Origin of the sequence: Mesorhizobium sp. M4B.F.Ca.ET.203.01.1.1 (assembly GCF_004791025.1) — a bacterium.
In the GTDB taxonomy this organism is placed as follows: domain Bacteria; phylum Pseudomonadota; class Alphaproteobacteria; order Rhizobiales; family Rhizobiaceae; genus Mesorhizobium; species Mesorhizobium abyssinicae.
Genome location: NZ_SRUO01000001.1, coordinates 390585 through 407103, shown reverse-complemented (window position 1 = coordinate 407103; position 16519 = coordinate 390585). Strand labels below are relative to the sequence as shown.

Below are 16519 nucleotides of genomic sequence, written 5' to 3'. Positions count from 1 at the left end.
ATGGAGAGATTTATCATGGCAAAGGCTAAAGAGTCAGTGGCGCAAATAGAGAAGTTCCGCAAACTGGCGCGCGAAATCGAAACGGTCGATTCCGAAGAGCCGTTGAACGCGGCAATTAGGAAGGTGGCGAAGTCGCCGCCGCCCAAGGACAAGCCAAAGGCGGCGGAGAAGTAGCGCCTACTTTCCGCCGGCGATCTTTTTTGGCTCGTAAAGCGCCGCAATCTGTTCGGCATGATCCATGCCACCCGACAGAACGTTCGCCTTTCTCAAGATATAGGCCGGGTACTTGGTCGGCAGATAGTCATGCCGAAACCAGCGCCTGAATTCGCCTAGCGCACTATCAGGATAGGCCCACGGCAATTGCGGATTGCTGGCCGACTGGGGATAGTATCTTGGATAGTTGTGTTCGAACTTGATGCGCGCGTCATGGTCTCCGCTAAGGCCGCTTTCTTCCCAATGTTTACTCCAGCACTTGCCCACGCTGATATCTGGGATCGTCTTGTCGTTAACCGGTAGACCGGCCCGTATGAGGTCAACCACCATGCCGGTGGTTTCCTTGAAAACGATGAAATAGCCATCCGGCGAGCTGTCTTGAAGGATCGACACGCGGTCATTGAAATAGACCCACTTGTCGGTCGGCGAGTACCCAAGGGCATCGTAGATGAATTGATTGAGACCATACCGCGCAAGCTTGCGGAAGTTCAGAAGAGCGGTATCGTTCGTCCTTTGGGCTTCGAACGCAAAGAACTCAATGAAGGCCATGCACACGACTTCAGGGTAGGCGTAATGGGTGGTCCCGTTGTGCTGTATCTCCATGTAAAGCGTCGGTTCGTCGTAGCCGGCTTGCCGCAGATACTCGGAAAAATAGAGCGATCGTCCGCGCTGAAGATCGAGGCCGAAGTTGTCTTCCCATTCCTTGGTGATTTCCTGGATAGTGGATCGGGCCGCGCCACAGATGGCAGAAAGGCCGCGTTGTGTGAGGTAGGCCATGCCGTTTTCAAGCACGCCCATTTCGATGCCGTTCACGTCCTTTTCAACCTCAATTCCAAGGTCAAGCGGAAGCTGTTTCGGGGTGGCCGGAAGTCGGGATGAATTTGCCATTAAGTCATTGATCCTTTTGACAAATAGGGTGGCCGGTTTTCAAGGGGGATCGGCAACCCTCGATTCGAGTTCCGCAAGGTAACACAACCAGAGCGATTCCTAATGTAGGTAGCGCTTCCGTACCCGCTTTTCACAGACCAATCACGGGATAGTCACTCCCGCTTGCCGCATTCATCCGCTGGTTTGGGGCTGGGTCGCCGGGAACGCTTCTGCCGCTAGGCCGTTTCCTCCGATGGCACTTGCTGATGACATCCGCACGGTGCGAGGGCATGTAGAATTGGGCAGACACCATCTTGCCCTGCAACGGGCGCGCATCGCCCACCTGCAACAGATAGAGATGCCCACCGCCAAGGCGTTTGAATTCCTCGAACTTCTTGAAAGCATGCAGGACCTTCACGAACTGCATCTGTCGCGACTGCTGGCAAAGGCAGAGCCGGCCTAAGTGCCTCCCTGCACGATCCAATCCACCAATTGGGGATCGACCTCCTGTTGGCCGGTGTAGGCCTCGACCAGCCTTCTGGCCAAGTTCTGCCATTCGCTTTTTGGCAGTTTGCTTTCGTGGACTTCCTTTAGGAAGGTAGTCCGTATGATGTCGGCGTCGAACGCCGTTAGGTGCGATTTCGCCATCGTTTCCCTCACACCATGAGCGGGGGCGAAAACCATTCCCCGCCCGCATGGCGAATCATACTCCGTACTGCGTATTTCGCGAGTCCTATGTAGGCGCCGGCCTGTCCGGATTGTATTCCTCGACTGCATTGGGTCTGTTAAATATACAATCGCCCTCATGGGGGCGATTGTATCTTTGACAAACCCCAAGCGCCCGGCGATAGCTTCCAATCTCGGGGGAAACGGGGGTCGTCTTGCTTTTTCAATCGCTGGTAAACGGTTGGCGGCGGTTCTGGTCGCGCAAGCTCATCGCCCAGTACAACGTTAGGGCCCAATGGCTCACGATCTCGTTCAAAATCTACCAGTCAGATGATGGCGAACGGACGTGCCGCATGAGCGTACAGTCGGGCGAAGATTCGACCTTCTCCCCGATGCGGACAGACGACCTAGACCTCCTTATCGAAGCCGCTCAGGAAGCGAGAGCGCAGCTTCGCGCCTAATTCACCGGCCCTGTCCCGTTCCACCGGATGAATGACGCATCCTTCCCGGCGGATACATGTCGAACCCAACAGGGACCCTTAAAGCAACGGCTGCGATGAATGCGAACTGATCGCGCCGGCTGTAGGGGTCGCGCCGGTCCACCCTAGACATTAGCCATCGTTAATGGTTGTGTCCGGTTGCATTCGCCGCTGGTGATTGCAACAGGTGGCAACCTGGCCCGCGTCTTCCCCTCTAAGGAATGACGCGGGTTCACCGCCTTGCCGCAGCGGGCGATCCTGTCGTGGCTGCGGCGATCAGTTCGCCGTCTTGCTGTGCTCGCCGTCCGCCGTCAAGCCCGCCATGTCGTCCAGGATCGGGCAGTCCGGCCGGTGGTCGCCGTGGCAGGCGCGGACCAGCGTCTGCAGCGTGGCGCGCATCGATTGCAGCTCGCGCACCTTCTCCTCGATCGCCCTGACATGGGCGGCGGCGATCTCGCGCACGTCGTGGCTGGCGCGGTCGCGGTCCTTGTAGAGCGCCATCAACTGGCGGCAGTCGTCGATGGAGAAGCCGAGATTGCGGGCGCGGCGCAGGAAGGCCAGCCGGTGGATATCGTCACCGGAATAGTCGCGATAGCCGTTCTCGGCCCGCGCCGGCCGGATCAGGCCGATCTCTTCGTAGTAGCGGATGGTCTTGGCCGGCAAGCCGGACCGCTCGGCGGCGTCTCCGACATTCATGGCGCTCTCCACAATCCGGACCCCGGTCGGAGGCCCCATTGATTTTGCTTCACAATCCTGTGAGCCCTGTTGCCGAAAAGACGCAGTTGTGCATCTACCGGCAGGTAAGGTCCTGCATATAGGCATCGCGCGCTTGGCAAGCAAAAGAAATGCCAGCATGAATGATTTCAGGAAAAGCGGCCGACTCGTGCCGCGATCAACGGGCTGGGCATCGGACCTATTCATGCGCTTGAAGTCTCTTGCAATCGTCGCTGCTTTGGCGATGTCGACCGCGATCAGTGGTTGCAGCACCATCGGCGCGCGACTGTTCACCAACGACTATGGCGCGGTCACCGATGCGGGTTATCAATTGCCGCGCATCCCGATCGAGAAGGTTCCGTCGCGCTTCCATCGGCAGGAAGTGGAGTACGACACCAGGGAAAAGCCGGGCACGATCATCGTCGATACCCAGAACAAGTTCCTCTACTTCGTCGAGGGCGACGGGCTGGCGATACGCTACGGCATCGGCGTCGGCCGTGAAGGCTTCGAGTGGCACGGCACAGCGCGCATCGCGCTGAAGCGCGAATGGCCGACCTGGACGCCGCCCTCGCAGATGATCAAGCGCCAGCCGGAACTCGCCAAATTCGCTGGCGGCATGGATCCGGGCCTGAAGAACCCGCTTGGCGCCCGCGCCATGTACCTGTTCAACAAGGGCGGCGACATGGGCTACCGCCTGCATGGCAGCCCGGAATGGAATTCGATCGGCAAGGCGATGTCGTCGGGCTGCATCCGGCTGATGAACCAGGACATCATCGACCTCTACAACCGCACCTCTGTCGGCGCCAAGGTCATCGTGATGTAGGGACCGCGATCCCCGTATTTCGGGGGTCATGGTTCACCTGAAAAGTTGAGTACGCGGACCGTCTAGGCAACAAATGGACGTCCCAAAACAGAAAACCGGGCAATTCGGCCCGGTTTTTTGTTGCCTGCTGACGGAAGAGCTTTACGCTTAAGCGACCTGCTCGACCTGCTGCACCTCGGGGACGAAGTGACGAAGCAGGTTCTGGATGCCGTGCTTCAGCGTCGCCGTCGACGACGGGCAGCCGGCGCAGGCGCCCTTCATGTGCAGGAACACGGTGCCGTTCTCGAAGCCGCGGAAGGTGATGTCGCCGCCGTCCTGGGCAACCGCCGGGCGCACCCTGGTGTCGAGCAGTTCCTTGATGGTGATGACCAGCTCCTCGTCGGCCTTGTCGTAGAATTCACCGGTCTCGCTGGTCTCGGCCGCCGGGCCGGCCTTGGTCATGACCGGCGCGCCCGACATGAAATGCTCCATGATGGCGCCGAGGATCGCCGGCTTCAAATGCTGCCAGTCGGGACCGTCCTTGGTCACGGTGATGAAGTCGTAGCCGAAGAAGACGCCGGTGACGCCTGGGATCTCGAACAGCCGGCCGGCCAGCGGCGAGGCGCTCGCCGCACTGTCGGCGTCGCGGAAATCGGCGGTGCCTTCGCGCAGCACTTCCTTGCCAGGCAAAAACTTCAGCGTTGCCGGGTTCGGCGTCGATTCGGTCTGGATGAACATGGCGGTCTCCATGCCCGTTTCGGGCGGATAGTTTGGAATGGTTCTAAATAGGCGCTATCGGCGGGACATTCAAGCGAAACGCGTCGCCGCAACGGCTGGCTGGCGGAATGTTTTTGCCATGCCTCCGGTACATGGGGCGAGGCGTGTCGAGATTCAGGTCAGGCCGGCCTCACCTGGATATCAGCACGCCTCAGGCGAGGCTGTCGATTTCCTCATCCGACAGATTCTGCGGCACCACGGTAACCGGGATGGGGAAGGCGGCGCCTCTGCCGGCCACGGCGCTGACCAGAGGTCCGGGGCCTTCCTTGCCGGCGCCTGCCGCCAGCACCAGGATGGCGATGTCCTGGTCTTCCTCGATCAGCTTGTGGATCTCTTCGGTCGGCTTGCCCTCGCGCACCACCAGTTCCGGCTCGATGCCGAGCTTCTGGCGCACCTTGTTGGCGTAGGTATCGAGCGCGGCGCGCGCCGTGGCGTTCGCCTCCTCGCGCATGATCTTCTCGACCCCCAGCCAGTGCTGGAAATCGTCCGGCTCGATGACATAGAGCAGCACCAGCACGCCGCTGGTGCTCTGCGCCCGCTTCGAGGCATAGGCGACGGCGCGCTCGCATTCCGGCGTGTCGTCGATGATCGCCAGGAACTTGCGGCGGTGGCCAACTTCGCGGCTGAGACGTTTGGAGACCATGTCTGTCTGCTCGGTATCAATTCGGCCGCAATCTGCCACCGCCAAAGACCGGCGGCAAGCCGCCGGCCTTCATGGCGGTAGCGATCGACGAGATTGGATCGATCAGTCCTGCAACAGGCCGATGATGTCGCGCACTGTCCGCATCGTCGATTCCGCCAGCGCGCCGGCGCGCTCGCCGCCGTCCTTCAGCACCGCGTCGACATAGGCGCGGTCGCCCTCGATGCGGCGCATCTCGCCGGCGATCGGCGCCAACTTCTCCACCGCGAGGTCGGCCAGCGCCGGCTTGAACACCGAGAACTGCTGGCCGCCGAACTCCTTCAGCACGTCGGCCTTCGAGATTTCGGCAAGCCCGGCATAGATGCCGACCAGGTTTTCCGCCTCGGGACGGCTGGCCAGCCCGTCGACCTCGCCCGGCAAGGCTTCGGGATCGGTCTTGGCCTTGCGGATCTTCTTCGAGATGGTGTCGGCATCGTCGGTCAGGTTGATGCGCGACAGGTCAGACGGGTCCGACTTCGACATCTTTTTGGAGCCGTCGCGCAGGCTCATGATGCGCGCCGCCGGCCCGCCGATCACCGGCTCGGTGATCGGGAAATAGCCGTTCACCGTCTCCTCGCCGACCTGCATCTCGACGCCGACGCCAAGGGCGGCGATGCGGTCGGAGAAGTCATTGTTGAATTTCTGGGCGATGTCGCGGGTCAGCTCGAGGTGCTGCTTCTGGTCCTCGCCCACCGGCACATGGGTGGCGCGGTAGAGCAGGATGTCGGCGGCCATCAGGCTTGGATAGGCGAGAAGGCCGAGGGAGGCGTTCTCGCGGTCCTTGCCGGCCTTGTCCTTGAACTGCGTCATCTTGTTCATCCAGCCGATGCGCGCCACGCAATTGAAGATCCAGGCGAGCTCGGCGTGCTGCATCACCCGCGACTGGTTGAAGACGATGTGCTTCTTGGGGTCGATGCCGGAGGCGAGGAAGGCGGCGGTGATCGAGCGGGTCTGGTCGGCAAGGTCGTCATGGACGAGCTGCGCCGTCAGCGAATGCAGGTCGACGACGCAATAGATGCAGTCGGACTGGTCCTGCAGCGCGACGAATTTCTTGATGGCGCCGAGATAGTTGCCGAGATGCAGATTGCCGGTCGGCTGGACGCCGGAAAAGACGAGTGGCTTGAAGGCGGTCATGATGTCCTCATGGCTTGTGGAGGGCCGTTTCGCGCGCGGCGAAAGTCTTTCGACGGGCGCGCTTATGGACGAAGCCCGGCATCCGATCAAGAGGCACCCAACGTGCCGATTAACGGGCTATTGACATTGGCATGCGGTGGCTACATGTTTCAAGCTACACGAAAGAATGCAGTCATGACCATCAATATCAACAACAAGGAAGCCGACAGGCTAACCCGCGCCTTCGCCAAAGCTGAGGGCGTCGGCATCACCGAGGCCATCGTGATCGCCATGCGCGAAGCCCTCGAACGGCGGCGCAACCGCGAGACGCCGTTGGAGACGGCAGCCCGGCTGAGGGCCGAGTTTGGAATTGAGTTGGGCGAGCAGGCGCGCAGGCCGTTGCCCCGCTCGGTCTATGATGAACTGTCCGGCGAGGACTGATGTTCGTCGATGCAGCCGCTATCGTTGCGATGCTGAGCAATGAAGCTGAGGCCGAACGCTGCGCGCAAGCGGTCGTGGACGCCTCGGCTCCATTCACCTCCGCAATCGCTGTCTGGGAAGCCTCAATGGCCCTATCCCGGCCGGAAAAGCTGGCAATACCGGTTGCCAGAAGCGCTGAGATTGTGACCCGTTTTCTTGAAGAGCGCGCAATTGCCTTGCGCGAGCTGCCGCCGGCGCTGGACGCGGCATCCCTATCCATCGAGGCCGCGTCGCGGTTTCGCAACAACGCCATCCGACTGAACCTGGCGGACTGTTTCCACTACGCTTGCGCACGCCACTACGCCGTTCCGATGCTTTCCACGGCCGACGAATTCAGGCTCACGGATCTGGAGACTGTTCCGTAACCGGCGGCGCTGCCTTTGCCTCGCCGCGCTTCACATTCCTGCGGATCATGCCGAAATCGGCGCCGCCGGTCGCGAAGGCGGCGATGAAATAGAGCGCAGCACCCCCGGCGACCAGTGCAAGCACCGTCGTTGCTTTCACGACCAGCGGTGAGCCGGGTCCGATCTGCGTCGCAAAATGCCGCTCCGCGAAGTAAAGCGCGGTCGCCATGATCACGGCGGACAGCACCAGCCTCGGAATGCGCTTCAACAGCGGGATGTCGCGGCCCCAATGGCCGCGCCGGATCAGCACGGCAAGCAGCATCATGGCGTTGACCCAGCCGGCGACGGCCGACGCCACCGCGATGCCCGGCGCGCCCATCGACGGAAACAGCGACAGCGCGGTGGCGACATTCACGCCGACCGAGATGGCGGCGAACATCATCGGCGTGCGCGTGTCCTCGCGCGCGAAATAGCCGGGGGTGAAGGCCTTGATCAGCACGAAGGCCGGCAGGCCGAGACCGAAGATCGCCAGGATCGAGGCCACGATCGGCGTCGAATGGTTGGCGGCGAAGGCGCCGCGCTCGTAGACCAGCCGCACGATCGGCTCCGACATCACCCACAGCGCGGCCGCCGCCGGCAAGGTCATGAACAGCGTGAACTCGACCGAACGGTTCTGCAGATTGGCTGCCTCGATCAGATTGCCCGACTTCAGCGCCCGCGACAGTTCCGGCAACAGCACGATCGCCACCGCCACGCCGACGACGCCGAGTGGCAATTGGTAGATGCGGTCGGCATAGGCAAGCGAGGACACGGCGCTGTCCTGCGCCGAGGCGATCGCCGTGCCGATCAGCTGGTTGATCTGGGTGATGCCGCCGGTGATCGCGGCCGGCAACGCCAGGATCAACAGCCGCTTGACGCTCGGCGTCATCTTCGGCCTGCGGAAGCCGATCGAGATGCCGGCATGGCGCACCGCCACCCAGACGATGGCGAGTTGCACCACCCCCGCCGCCAGCACGCCCCAGGACAGGCCGAAGCCGACGTCGTGCGCATCCAGCCCATTGTACCAGGCGTATCCGAGCACGCCGATCAGGATGATGTTGAGGAAGACCGGCGCCACCGCAGCCGCGAAATAGCGGCGCAGCGAATTCAGCATGCCGGCCATCATGGCGCCGAGCGACATGCAGATGAGATACGGGAACATGATGGTCGCAAGCGTGACCGTCGTCTCGAACTTGCCCGGCGTGTCGGCGAAGCCCGGTGCCACCAGGTAGCGCACGATCAGCGGCATCGCGAACTCCATAGCGATCGTCAGCGCCAGCAGTGCCGTGAACAGCACGCCGAACACTTCCTCGGAGAAGCGCTTGGCGCCCTCGGTGCCATGCGTCTCGATCTCCTTGGCGAACAGCGGCACGAAGGCCGCGTTGAAGGCGCCCTCGGCGAACAGCCGGCGGAAGGTGTTGGGGAACTGGAAGGCGGCGTTGAAGGCGTCGGCGATCGGCCCGGTGCCCAGCGCCGCCGCCATCAGCATCTCGCGGCCGAAGCCGAGCGCGCGGCTCATCAGCGTGCCGGAGGCGACCGTGGCGAATTTCTTGACAAGGCTCATGCGCGGGGAGACTGCCTGTGCGATTGGGACAAAGTGATGGTCACTCGGCCGCCGCCCTGGCCTTGCCGCCGCGCTCCGGCGCGGTGCCGTCCAGGGTCTCGATCAGCCGCTTGTGGATGGTGGCCATGCGCGTCGGGCTGTCGATCTTCTGTCCCGTGAGGTCGGTGACATAGAAGGTATCGATGACCTTCTCGCCGAAGGTGGTGATGTGCGCCGATGCGATGTCGAGCGACAGATCGGACAGCGCCCCGGTGATCTCGGAGAGCAGGCCGGGCCGGTCGAGCCCCTCGATCTCGATCACCGAGAAGCGGTTCGACAGCGTGTTGCGGATCTCGGCGCGCGGCGGAATGCGGAAGACCTTGGCGCCGCGCTTGGGCTTGGTGCGCTTCTCGATCATTTCCGGCAGCCAGGTCTTGCCCGACAGCACGTCCTCGATCAGCCGGCCGACCCGTTCGGCGCGCCGGCGCTCGTCCTCGTCGAGGTCGAATTCCCTCGAAATCAGGATCGTGTCCAGCGCCCGGCCGTCCGAGGTGGTGAAGATCTGCGCATCGACGATGTTGCCGCCGGCGGCGGCGCACGCGCCGGCGATCACCGACAGCAGGCGTGGATGGTCCTGCGCCAGGACGGTGATCTCGGTCACCGCCTCGAACTCATGCGTCTTGACCATGGTCGCGAGCTTCTTGTCGGCGGCGTCCGCCTCGCGGACGAACTCGGCATGGCGCAGCTGGTCGGCGAGATCGACGGTCAGCAGGTAGTTCTCGTAGTGCTGGGCGACATAGCGCTTGCGCTCCTTTGCCGGCCAGTTGGCCAGCGCCTCGGCCAGCCGCTCGCGCGCCGCGGAAGTGCGCTCGGCGCGCGACACTTCGGAGAAGCCGCCGGTCAAGAGCAGCTCGGTTTCGTAATAGAGCGTGCGCAGCAACTGCCCCTTCCAGCCGTTCCAGACGCCCGGCCCGACACCCCTGATATCGCAGACGGTGAGGATCAACAGCAGCTTCAGCCGCTCGACCGACTGCACGATCGAGGCGAAATCCTCGATCGTCTTGCGGTCGTTGAGGTCGCGCGTCTGCGCCGTCATCGACATCACGAGATGGTTCTCGACCAGCCAGGCCACCGTCTCGGTGTCGGCGGCCGACAGCCCCATATGCGGGCAGATGCGCCGCGCGATGCGGGCGCCGGCTTCCGAATGATCCTCCGGCCGCCCCTTGGCGACGTCGTGCAGGAGCACGGCGACATAGAGCGCCTCGCGGCTCTTCTTCAGCCCCGGCATCAGCGAATGCGACAGCGGGTGCACCTTCTCGCCGTCGCCGCGCTCGATCTCGGCCAACACGCCGATGCAGCGGATGAGGTGCTCGTCCACCGTATAGTGGTGGTACATCGAGAACTGCATCATGGCGACGATCTTGCCGAAGTCCGGGATCAGCTTGCTCAGCAGCCCCGCCTCGTTCATGCGCCTGAGATTGAGCTCGGCGTAGCGGTCTGAGGTCAAAATGTCGAGGAACAGCCGGTTGGCCTCCTCGTCGCGCCTCAGCGCCTTGCCGATGAGGCCGAGCGAACGGGTGAGTAGCTTCAGCGCGTCGGGGTGGAACTCCAGCCCATGCTTGTCGGCGAACCAGAACAGCCTGAGCAGATTGACCGGGTCGCGCTCGAACACCATGTCGTCGGCGACGTTGATGCGGTGATTGTCAACGATGAAATCGGACGTGCCGGCCAGCTTGCGCTTGCGACGCTGGAAGGTGAGGAAGATGCGGTTGAAGCCAGGCACGTGCTTGGCCTGCTCTTCCTCGAGCGCGGCGCAGAAGATGCGGGTGAGGTCGCCGACATCCTTGGCGACGAGGAAGTAGTGCTTCATGAAGCGCTCGACCGCCGACAGGCCGGGATGGCTGGTGTAGCCGAGCCGCTCGGCGATCTCGCGCTGGATGTCGAAATGCAGCCGCTCCTCGGCCTTGCCGGTGAGGAAGTGCATGTGGCAGCGCACCGCCCAGAGAAAGTCCTCGGCCTTGAGGAATTCCCGGTATTCGGCCTCGGTGAAGACGGCCTTCTCGACCAGTTCCTCGCCGGTGCGCACCCGGTAGAAATATTTGCCGATCCAGAACAGGGTCTGCAGGTCGCGCAGCCCGCCCTTGCCGTCCTTGACGTTGGGTTCGACCAGATAGCGGCTTTCGCCGGCCTTGGCGTGGCGATCGTCGCGTTCGGCAAGCTTGGCCTGCACATATTCGGGCCCGGTGGTGCGCACCACCTCATGGTCGAAGCGCGTCAAAAGCTCGTCATAGAGCTTCTGTTCGCCCCACAGGAAGCGCGCCTCCAGGATCGAGGTGCGGATGGTGACGTCGGTGCGCGACAGCCTCAGGCACTCGTCGATGTTGCGCGTCGCATGGCCGACTTTCAGCCCGAGATCCCACAGCATGTAGAGCATGTATTCGACGATCTGCTCGCCCCAGGGCGTCTGCTTGTAGGGCAGCAGGAACAGAAGGTCGATGTCGGAGCCAGGCGCCAGCGTGCCGCGGCCGTAGCCGCCGACCGCCACCACCGCCATGCGCTCGGCCGCGGAGCGGTTCTTAACGCGATAGACGTGGGTCGCGGCGAAATCGTAGAGCGCCCGGATGATCTCGTCCATGAGATGCGACAGCCGGGCAGCGCAGGCGGTGCCGCCGCCATCCTCCCTCAGCATGGCTTCCGCGATCTTGCGGCCATCGGCCAGCCGAGCCTTGAGCAGCTGCAGAACGGCGCCGCGCGTCGCCTGACCGGAACCGTCGCCGGCATGGGCCGCGGTCAGCTTCGTCATGTCGCCGCGCAGCATCACGCCGTCGATCAGCTCGTCGAGTTTCAGGGAGATTTTTGCCATATGCTGAGGTCGGCCTCGCCTTTCGGGCGGCGTCTATAGCGCGTTTTCGCGGTGCTGGGTATGGGGAGCCCCTGTCACGACACCGCATGATCTGCCCTGCCTTTACCGTCCGACAATGCGCCTGGCGAGAAAAATTGCGGCCGACCCTTGACCTTCCAGTTACTGGAAGCCCTACCTCGGCCTCAGATCAAGACATCAGAGGCATTCCAGATGGCCCATTCCGACCATGAACACCACGCGCATACCGGCGGCTGCTGCTCCGCCAAGGCCGCCGCGCCTGTCGCGGAGGCGGTCGTTCGCGATCCGGTCTGCGGCATGACGGTCGATCCGGCCGCCGGCAAGCCGACGGCCGAGCATGGTGGCCACATCCGTCATTTCTGCAGCGAGGGCTGCCGCGCCAAATTCGTCGCCGAGCCGGAAAAATACCTGACCGCCACCGATCCGGTCTGCGGCATGAGCGTCGATCGCGCCAGCGCCAGGCACTTCGTCCGCCATGAGGGCCAGGGTTTCTATTTCTGCTCGGCCGGCTGCAAGGGCAAGTTCGAGGCCGCGCCGGCCCATTATCTCGGCGACCGGCCGGCACCACAGCCGATGCCGAAGGGCACGCAATACACCTGTCCGATGCATCCCGAGATCATCCGCGACAAGCCGGGCGCCTGCCCGATCTGCGGCATGGCGCTGGAGCCGATGGGCGTGCCGACCGGCGAGGAAGGGCCGAACCCCGAACTGGTCGATTTCACGCGGCGCTTCTGGGTCAGCGCGGTGCTGTCCCTGCCGCTGCTCGTCATCGCCATGGCGCCGATGCTCGGCCTAAGCTTCGACAGCCTCATCGACGACCGGACAAAGACATGGGCCGAGCTGGCGCTGGCGAGCCCGGTCGTGCTGTGGGCGGCCTTTCCCTTCTTCCATCGCGGCTGGGAGTCGATCCTCAACCGCAGTCCCAACATGTGGACGCTGATCTCGCTCGGCGTCGGCGCGGCCTATCTCTACAGCATCGCGGCCACGCTGTTCCCGGACATCTTCCCGCACCAGTTCCGCGGCCATGGCGGCGCCGTGCCGGTCTATTTCGAGGCCGCCGCCGTCATCGTCGCGCTGGTCTTCCTCGGCCAGGTGCTGGAGCTCAGGGCCCGCGAGCGCACCGGCTCGGCCATCCGCGCCTTGCTCGACCTAGCGCCGAAGACGGCGCGGCTGATCGGCGCTGATGGCTCCGAAAGCGACGTGCCGCTCGACACGGTCAAGGCCGGCGACCGGCTGCGCATCCGTCCCGGCGATGCCGTTCCGGTCGACGGTGTCGTGCTCGAGGGACGCTCGGCCATCGACGAATCGATGATCACCGGCGAGCCGCTGCCGGTCGAGAAGACCGGGGGCGACGTCCTGACCGGCGGCACGCTCAACAAGAACGGCTCGCTGGTCATGCGCGCCGAGCGCATCGGCGCCGAGACGACGCTGTCGCGCATCGTCGAACTGGTCGCCAAGGCGCAGCGCTCGCGGGCGCCGATCCAGGGCCTGGCCGACCGCGTTTCCTTCTATTTCGTGCCGGCCGTTGTGCTGGTCGCGCTCGCCGCTTTCGCCGCCTGGGCGATCCTCGGCCCACAGCCAAGCCTGATCTTCGCCATCGTCTCGGCGGTGTCGGTGCTGATCATCGCCTGTCCCTGCGCGCTGGGGTTGGCGACGCCGATGTCGATCATGACCGCGACCGGGCGCGGCGCCCATGCCGGCGTGCTGATCAAGGAGGCGGCAGCGCTCGAGCGCTTCGCTTCGGTCGATACGCTGATCGTCGACAAGACCGGCACTTTGACCGAGGGTCGGCCAAAGCTCACCGACGTCTTCGCCGCCGGGGGCATCGCGGAAAACGAACTGCTGGCGCTGGCCGCCGCGCTTGAGAAGGGTTCGGAGCATCCGCTCGCCGAGGCGATCGTCGAGGGCGCGGTCGAACGCGGCGTGACGGTCGCCGATGCCGGCGATTTCGAGGCGGTCACCGGCAAGGGTGTGTCCGGCACGGTGGCCGGCAGCAAGGTCGCGCTCGGCAATGCGGCGATGATGGCCGACCTCGGCGTCGACACGGTCTCGATTTCAGCGCAGGCGGACGCGCTGCGGGGCGAGGGCAAGACGGCGATGTTCGTCGCCGTCGGCGGCGTGCTCGCCGGCCTCGTCGCCGTCGCCGACCCGGTCAAGCCGACAACGGCTGCGGCGATCGGCGCGCTGCACGACAGCGGCTTGCGGATCATCATGGCGACTGGCGACAATGAGCGCACGGCGCGCGCCATCGCCGGCAAGCTTGGCATCGACGAGGTGCGCGCCGGCCTGCTGCCCGAGCAGAAGGGAGCGCTGGTCGAGGAACTGCGCGCCAAGGGCGCCGGCGTCGCCATGGCCGGCGACGGCGTCAACGACGCGCCGGCGCTGGCCGCCGCCGATGTCGGCATCGCCATGGGCACCGGCGCCGATGTCGCGGTCGAAAGCGCGGGCATCACCCTGGTCAAGGGCGACCTCAACGGCATCGTCAGGGCGCGCACGCTGGCCCGGGCGACGATCCGCAACATTCGCCAGAACCTGTTCTTCGCCTTCCTCTACAACGTGCTCGGCGTGCCGATAGCTGCCGGCGTGCTCTATCCGCTCACCGGCACGCTTTTGTCGCCGATGCTGGCCGCGGCGGCGATGAGCCTGTCCTCGGTCTCGGTCATCGGCAACGCCTTGCGCCTCAGAACGTTGAAACTCTGAGCGAAGCCCCCAAATACGACAGTCCATCAACAGGAGATCATGGATGACCTTGGCCAAGAAGATTGTGCTGCTCTTGATGGCGGCGGGAATGCTGCTCGCCGTCTTCCTCGAAAGCGTTCCGGCGCAATCGCAGGAGATGAAGCACGACATGTCTGGCATGGCGATGGGCGCGGAGAGCCCATCGACCGCCGGCTACAAGGCGGCGATGGACAAGATGCATGCCGACATGATGGCAAATGCCTATTCCGGCAATCCGGATGTCGACTTCGTCCGCGGCATGATCCCGCATCATCAGGGCGCGATCGACATGGCCAAGGTGGAATTGGCCAACGGCAAGGACCCGGAGATCCGCAAGATGGCCGAAGCGGTCATCAAGGCGCAGGAGGCCGAGGTCAAGGAGATGCGGGCCTGGCTCGCGGCCCATCAGGCGGACTAGATTTAGCACGCCGGAAGTCCGGGCGGGGCTTGGGACTGGATTTCTTGCTTCGCCTGTGATGCGATCCCGCCGTCAATGAGAGCCTGCCATGGCATCTACCATCAGAACCACCACGCTGCCCTCGGGCGAACCCTTGCCTGTGCTCGGCCAGGGCACCTGGAAGATGGGCGAGGACGCCCGTCGCCGCGCCGACGAGGTGAAGGCCCTGCGGCTCGGGCTGGATCTCGGCATGACGCTGATCGACACCGCCGAAATGTATGCCAGCGGCGGCGCCGAGGAGGTGGTGGCCGAGGCCATCGCCGGGCGCCGCGACGAGACCTTCCTGGTCTCGAAGGTGCTGCCCTCCAACGCCTCGCGCGCCGGCGTCCGGCGGGCCTGCGAGAACAGCCTCAAGCGCCTCGCCACCGACCGCATCGACCTCTATCTGCTGCACTGGCCGGGCAGCGTGCCGCTGACCGAGACCGTCGAGGCCTTCGAGGCACTGAAGGCGGCCGGCAAGATCCGCCATTGGGGCGTCAGCAATTTCGACACGGATGAGATGGAGGAACTGGTCAGCCTGCGGGACGGCGGCAACGTCCAGACCAACCAGGTGCTCTACAATCTCTCGCGCCGTGGCCCTGAGTTCGATCTCGCGCCCTGGAGCCGAGAGCGCGGCATCCCGCTGATGGCCTATTCGCCGGTCGAGCAGGGCGCGCTGGCGCGCAATGCCAGGCTGGAAGCTATCGCCGCCCGCCACAACGTGACGGCCGCGCAGATCGCGCTCGCCTGGGTGATGGCGCAGGAAGGCGTCATCGCCATTCCGAAGGCTAGTCGGCAGGAGCATGTCCGCCAGAACGCCTCCGCGCTTGATATCAAGCTGACGCCCGAGGATTTCGCCGATTTCGACCGCGCCTTCCCGCCGCCGACGCGCAAGCGCGGGCTGGAAATGATCTGACCGAAATCTGCATTCGCAATCGTGGTAAAGAGAGCAAGCGTTGGAACGAATCTCAGCCGGGCTGCATCACACGGCGTACAAGATCGGGGGCATTAGCGTCACGTCGTTGCGCGACGGCTATGTCGACATGCCGATCCGCCGACTGCGCCATCCGGGAGACGAGCCCTTTGGCGACGATCTCCCGTCGCAGGTGCCGCTCTTCGACGGCGCGCTGAGATTGTCGGTCAATGCCTTTGCGATCGACGACGGCCAAGACATCATGCTGATCGACACGGGGTCCTCGAACGCCTGGCACCCGACGATGGGGCTTCTTCCGCAGGCGCTGAGCGAGGCGAGGATCGCCATTGACCGAGTTCGGACGGTCGCTTTCACCCACACCCATCTCGATCATATCCACGGGATCGTCCATCCGGATGGCCGGGACGGTTTCCCGCAACTCACCAGGCTGCTCGTGCCTCGAGCCGAGCTCGACATGTTCCGGTCGGTAGCGAGGTTGAGCCGCTTCCATGATCGAGCAGAACCTTTGGACCCCGGGCAGCGCCTGAGCGCGAATGTCGAGGCGGTCGCGGCGCCGGGCCACGAAATTGGTCACACATGCTTTCGTGTCACGAGCGACGGCGGAACATTGTTGGTTTGGGGCGACCTCGTGCATGTGCCGTCGCTTCAGTTCGATCGGCCGGAGGTCGCATGGGAATTCGACGCTAACCAGGAGCAGGCGCGGGCGAGCCGGCTGCATATCTTGGCCCTTGCCGCCGACAATGCCTGGTGCGTGGCGGGAGCGCATCTCGATTCACCGGGCGTCGGTCGGATTTTTCGAACCGAAACAGCCTTCCGCTTCGAGCCTTTGTAGGG

General features: G+C 63.9%; 16 protein-coding genes. 9 read left to right on the top strand and 7 right to left on the bottom strand.

What is annotated here, in order from left to right; all coding sequences use genetic code 11:
* The first annotated feature begins 15 nt into the window (after nt 1-15).
* On the top strand, nt 16-174 hold the full coding sequence (locus EN846_RS34960; RefSeq protein ID WP_189379710.1) for a hypothetical protein: 159 nt from the start codon (nt 16-18) through the stop codon (nt 172-174).
* 3 nt (nt 175-177) lie between these two features.
* On the opposite strand, the gene EN846_RS01890 is transcribed toward EN846_RS34960, so the two are convergent.
* On the bottom strand, nt 178-1101 hold the full coding sequence (locus tag EN846_RS01890; protein WP_127391404.1) for a hypothetical protein: 924 nt from the start codon (nt 1099-1101) through the stop codon (nt 178-180).
* Nucleotides 1102-1333: 232 nt separating this feature from the next.
* Here EN846_RS01890 and EN846_RS01885 point away from each other — a divergent pair, with 232 nt between their 5' ends.
* Entirely contained in the window at nt 1334-1543 is a 210-nt protein-coding gene (locus EN846_RS01885; RefSeq protein ID WP_127391405.1) for a hypothetical protein, read from the top strand.
* 958 nt (nt 1544-2501) lie between these two features.
* Here the strand turns inward: EN846_RS01885 and cueR are convergent.
* Nucleotides 2502-2921 (bottom strand): Cu(I)-responsive transcriptional regulator, encoded by a 420-nt coding sequence (gene cueR, locus EN846_RS01880; RefSeq protein WP_127391407.1) that lies wholly within the window; start codon nt 2919-2921, stop codon nt 2502-2504.
* Between the two features lie 223 nt (nt 2922-3144).
* Between cueR and EN846_RS01875 the strand changes: the two genes are divergently transcribed.
* On the top strand, nt 3145-3762 hold the full coding sequence (locus EN846_RS01875; RefSeq protein ID WP_127391408.1) for a L,D-transpeptidase: 618 nt from the start codon (nt 3145-3147) through the stop codon (nt 3760-3762).
* Between the two features lie 147 nt (nt 3763-3909).
* Here EN846_RS01875 and EN846_RS01870 read toward each other — a convergent pair whose 3' ends face one another.
* The 3 genes from EN846_RS01870 to trpS all read right to left on the bottom strand — a co-directional run bounded on the left by EN846_RS01870 (nt 3910) and on the right by trpS (nt 6331).
* Entirely contained in the window at nt 3910-4479 is a 570-nt protein-coding gene (locus EN846_RS01870) for a NifU family protein (protein WP_127391409.1), read from the bottom strand.
* A gap of 190 nt (nt 4480-4669) precedes the next feature.
* Entirely contained in the window at nt 4670-5161 is a 492-nt protein-coding gene (locus EN846_RS01865) for a universal stress protein (RefSeq protein ID WP_127283974.1), read from the bottom strand.
* Between the two features lie 102 nt (nt 5162-5263).
* Nucleotides 5264-6331, bottom strand: coding sequence for a tryptophan--tRNA ligase (trpS, locus tag EN846_RS01860; protein WP_127391410.1), 1068 nt, complete (start codon nt 6329-6331; stop codon nt 5264-5266).
* Nucleotides 6332-6505: 174 nt separating this feature from the next.
* Here trpS and EN846_RS01855 point away from each other — a divergent pair, with 174 nt between their 5' ends.
* Nucleotides 6506-6751 (top strand): type II toxin-antitoxin system VapB family antitoxin, encoded by a 246-nt coding sequence (locus EN846_RS01855; RefSeq protein ID WP_127283976.1) that lies wholly within the window; start codon nt 6506-6508, stop codon nt 6749-6751.
* The gene (locus EN846_RS01850; RefSeq protein WP_127283977.1) at nt 6751-7155 is read left to right on the top strand and encodes a type II toxin-antitoxin system VapC family toxin; all 405 of its coding nucleotides are present in this window, start codon (nt 6751-6753) and stop codon (nt 7153-7155) included. The genes EN846_RS01855 and EN846_RS01850 overlap by 1 nt, the downstream gene beginning before the upstream one ends.
* On the opposite strand, the gene murJ is transcribed toward EN846_RS01850, so the two are convergent.
* On the bottom strand, nt 7130-8737 hold the full coding sequence (gene murJ, locus EN846_RS01845) for a murein biosynthesis integral membrane protein MurJ (protein WP_128346694.1): 1608 nt from the start codon (nt 8735-8737) through the stop codon (nt 7130-7132). The genes EN846_RS01850 and murJ overlap by 26 nt on opposite strands.
* A 40-nt stretch (nt 8738-8777) precedes the next feature.
* On the bottom strand, nt 8778-11579 hold the full coding sequence (locus tag EN846_RS01840; protein WP_127283979.1) for a [protein-PII] uridylyltransferase: 2802 nt from the start codon (nt 11577-11579) through the stop codon (nt 8778-8780).
* 210 nt (nt 11580-11789) lie between these two features.
* Between EN846_RS01840 and EN846_RS01835 the strand changes: the two genes are divergently transcribed.
* The 4 genes from EN846_RS01835 to EN846_RS01820 all read left to right on the top strand — a co-directional run bounded on the left by EN846_RS01835 (nt 11790) and on the right by EN846_RS01820 (nt 16517).
* On the top strand, nt 11790-14297 hold the full coding sequence (locus EN846_RS01835) for a heavy metal translocating P-type ATPase (RefSeq protein WP_127283980.1): 2508 nt from the start codon (nt 11790-11792) through the stop codon (nt 14295-14297).
* A 43-nt stretch (nt 14298-14340) separates the two neighbouring features.
* The gene (locus tag EN846_RS01830) at nt 14341-14733 is read left to right on the top strand and encodes a DUF305 domain-containing protein (protein ID WP_127391412.1); all 393 of its coding nucleotides are present in this window, start codon (nt 14341-14343) and stop codon (nt 14731-14733) included.
* 88 nt (nt 14734-14821) lie between these two features.
* Nucleotides 14822-15667, top strand: coding sequence for an aldo/keto reductase (locus tag EN846_RS01825; protein ID WP_127391413.1), 846 nt, complete (start codon nt 14822-14824; stop codon nt 15665-15667).
* Nucleotides 15668-15707: 40 nt separating this feature from the next.
* Nucleotides 15708-16517, top strand: coding sequence for an MBL fold metallo-hydrolase (locus tag EN846_RS01820; RefSeq protein WP_127391414.1), 810 nt, complete (start codon nt 15708-15710; stop codon nt 16515-16517).
* The last annotated feature ends 2 nt before the right edge of the window (nt 16518-16519 follow it).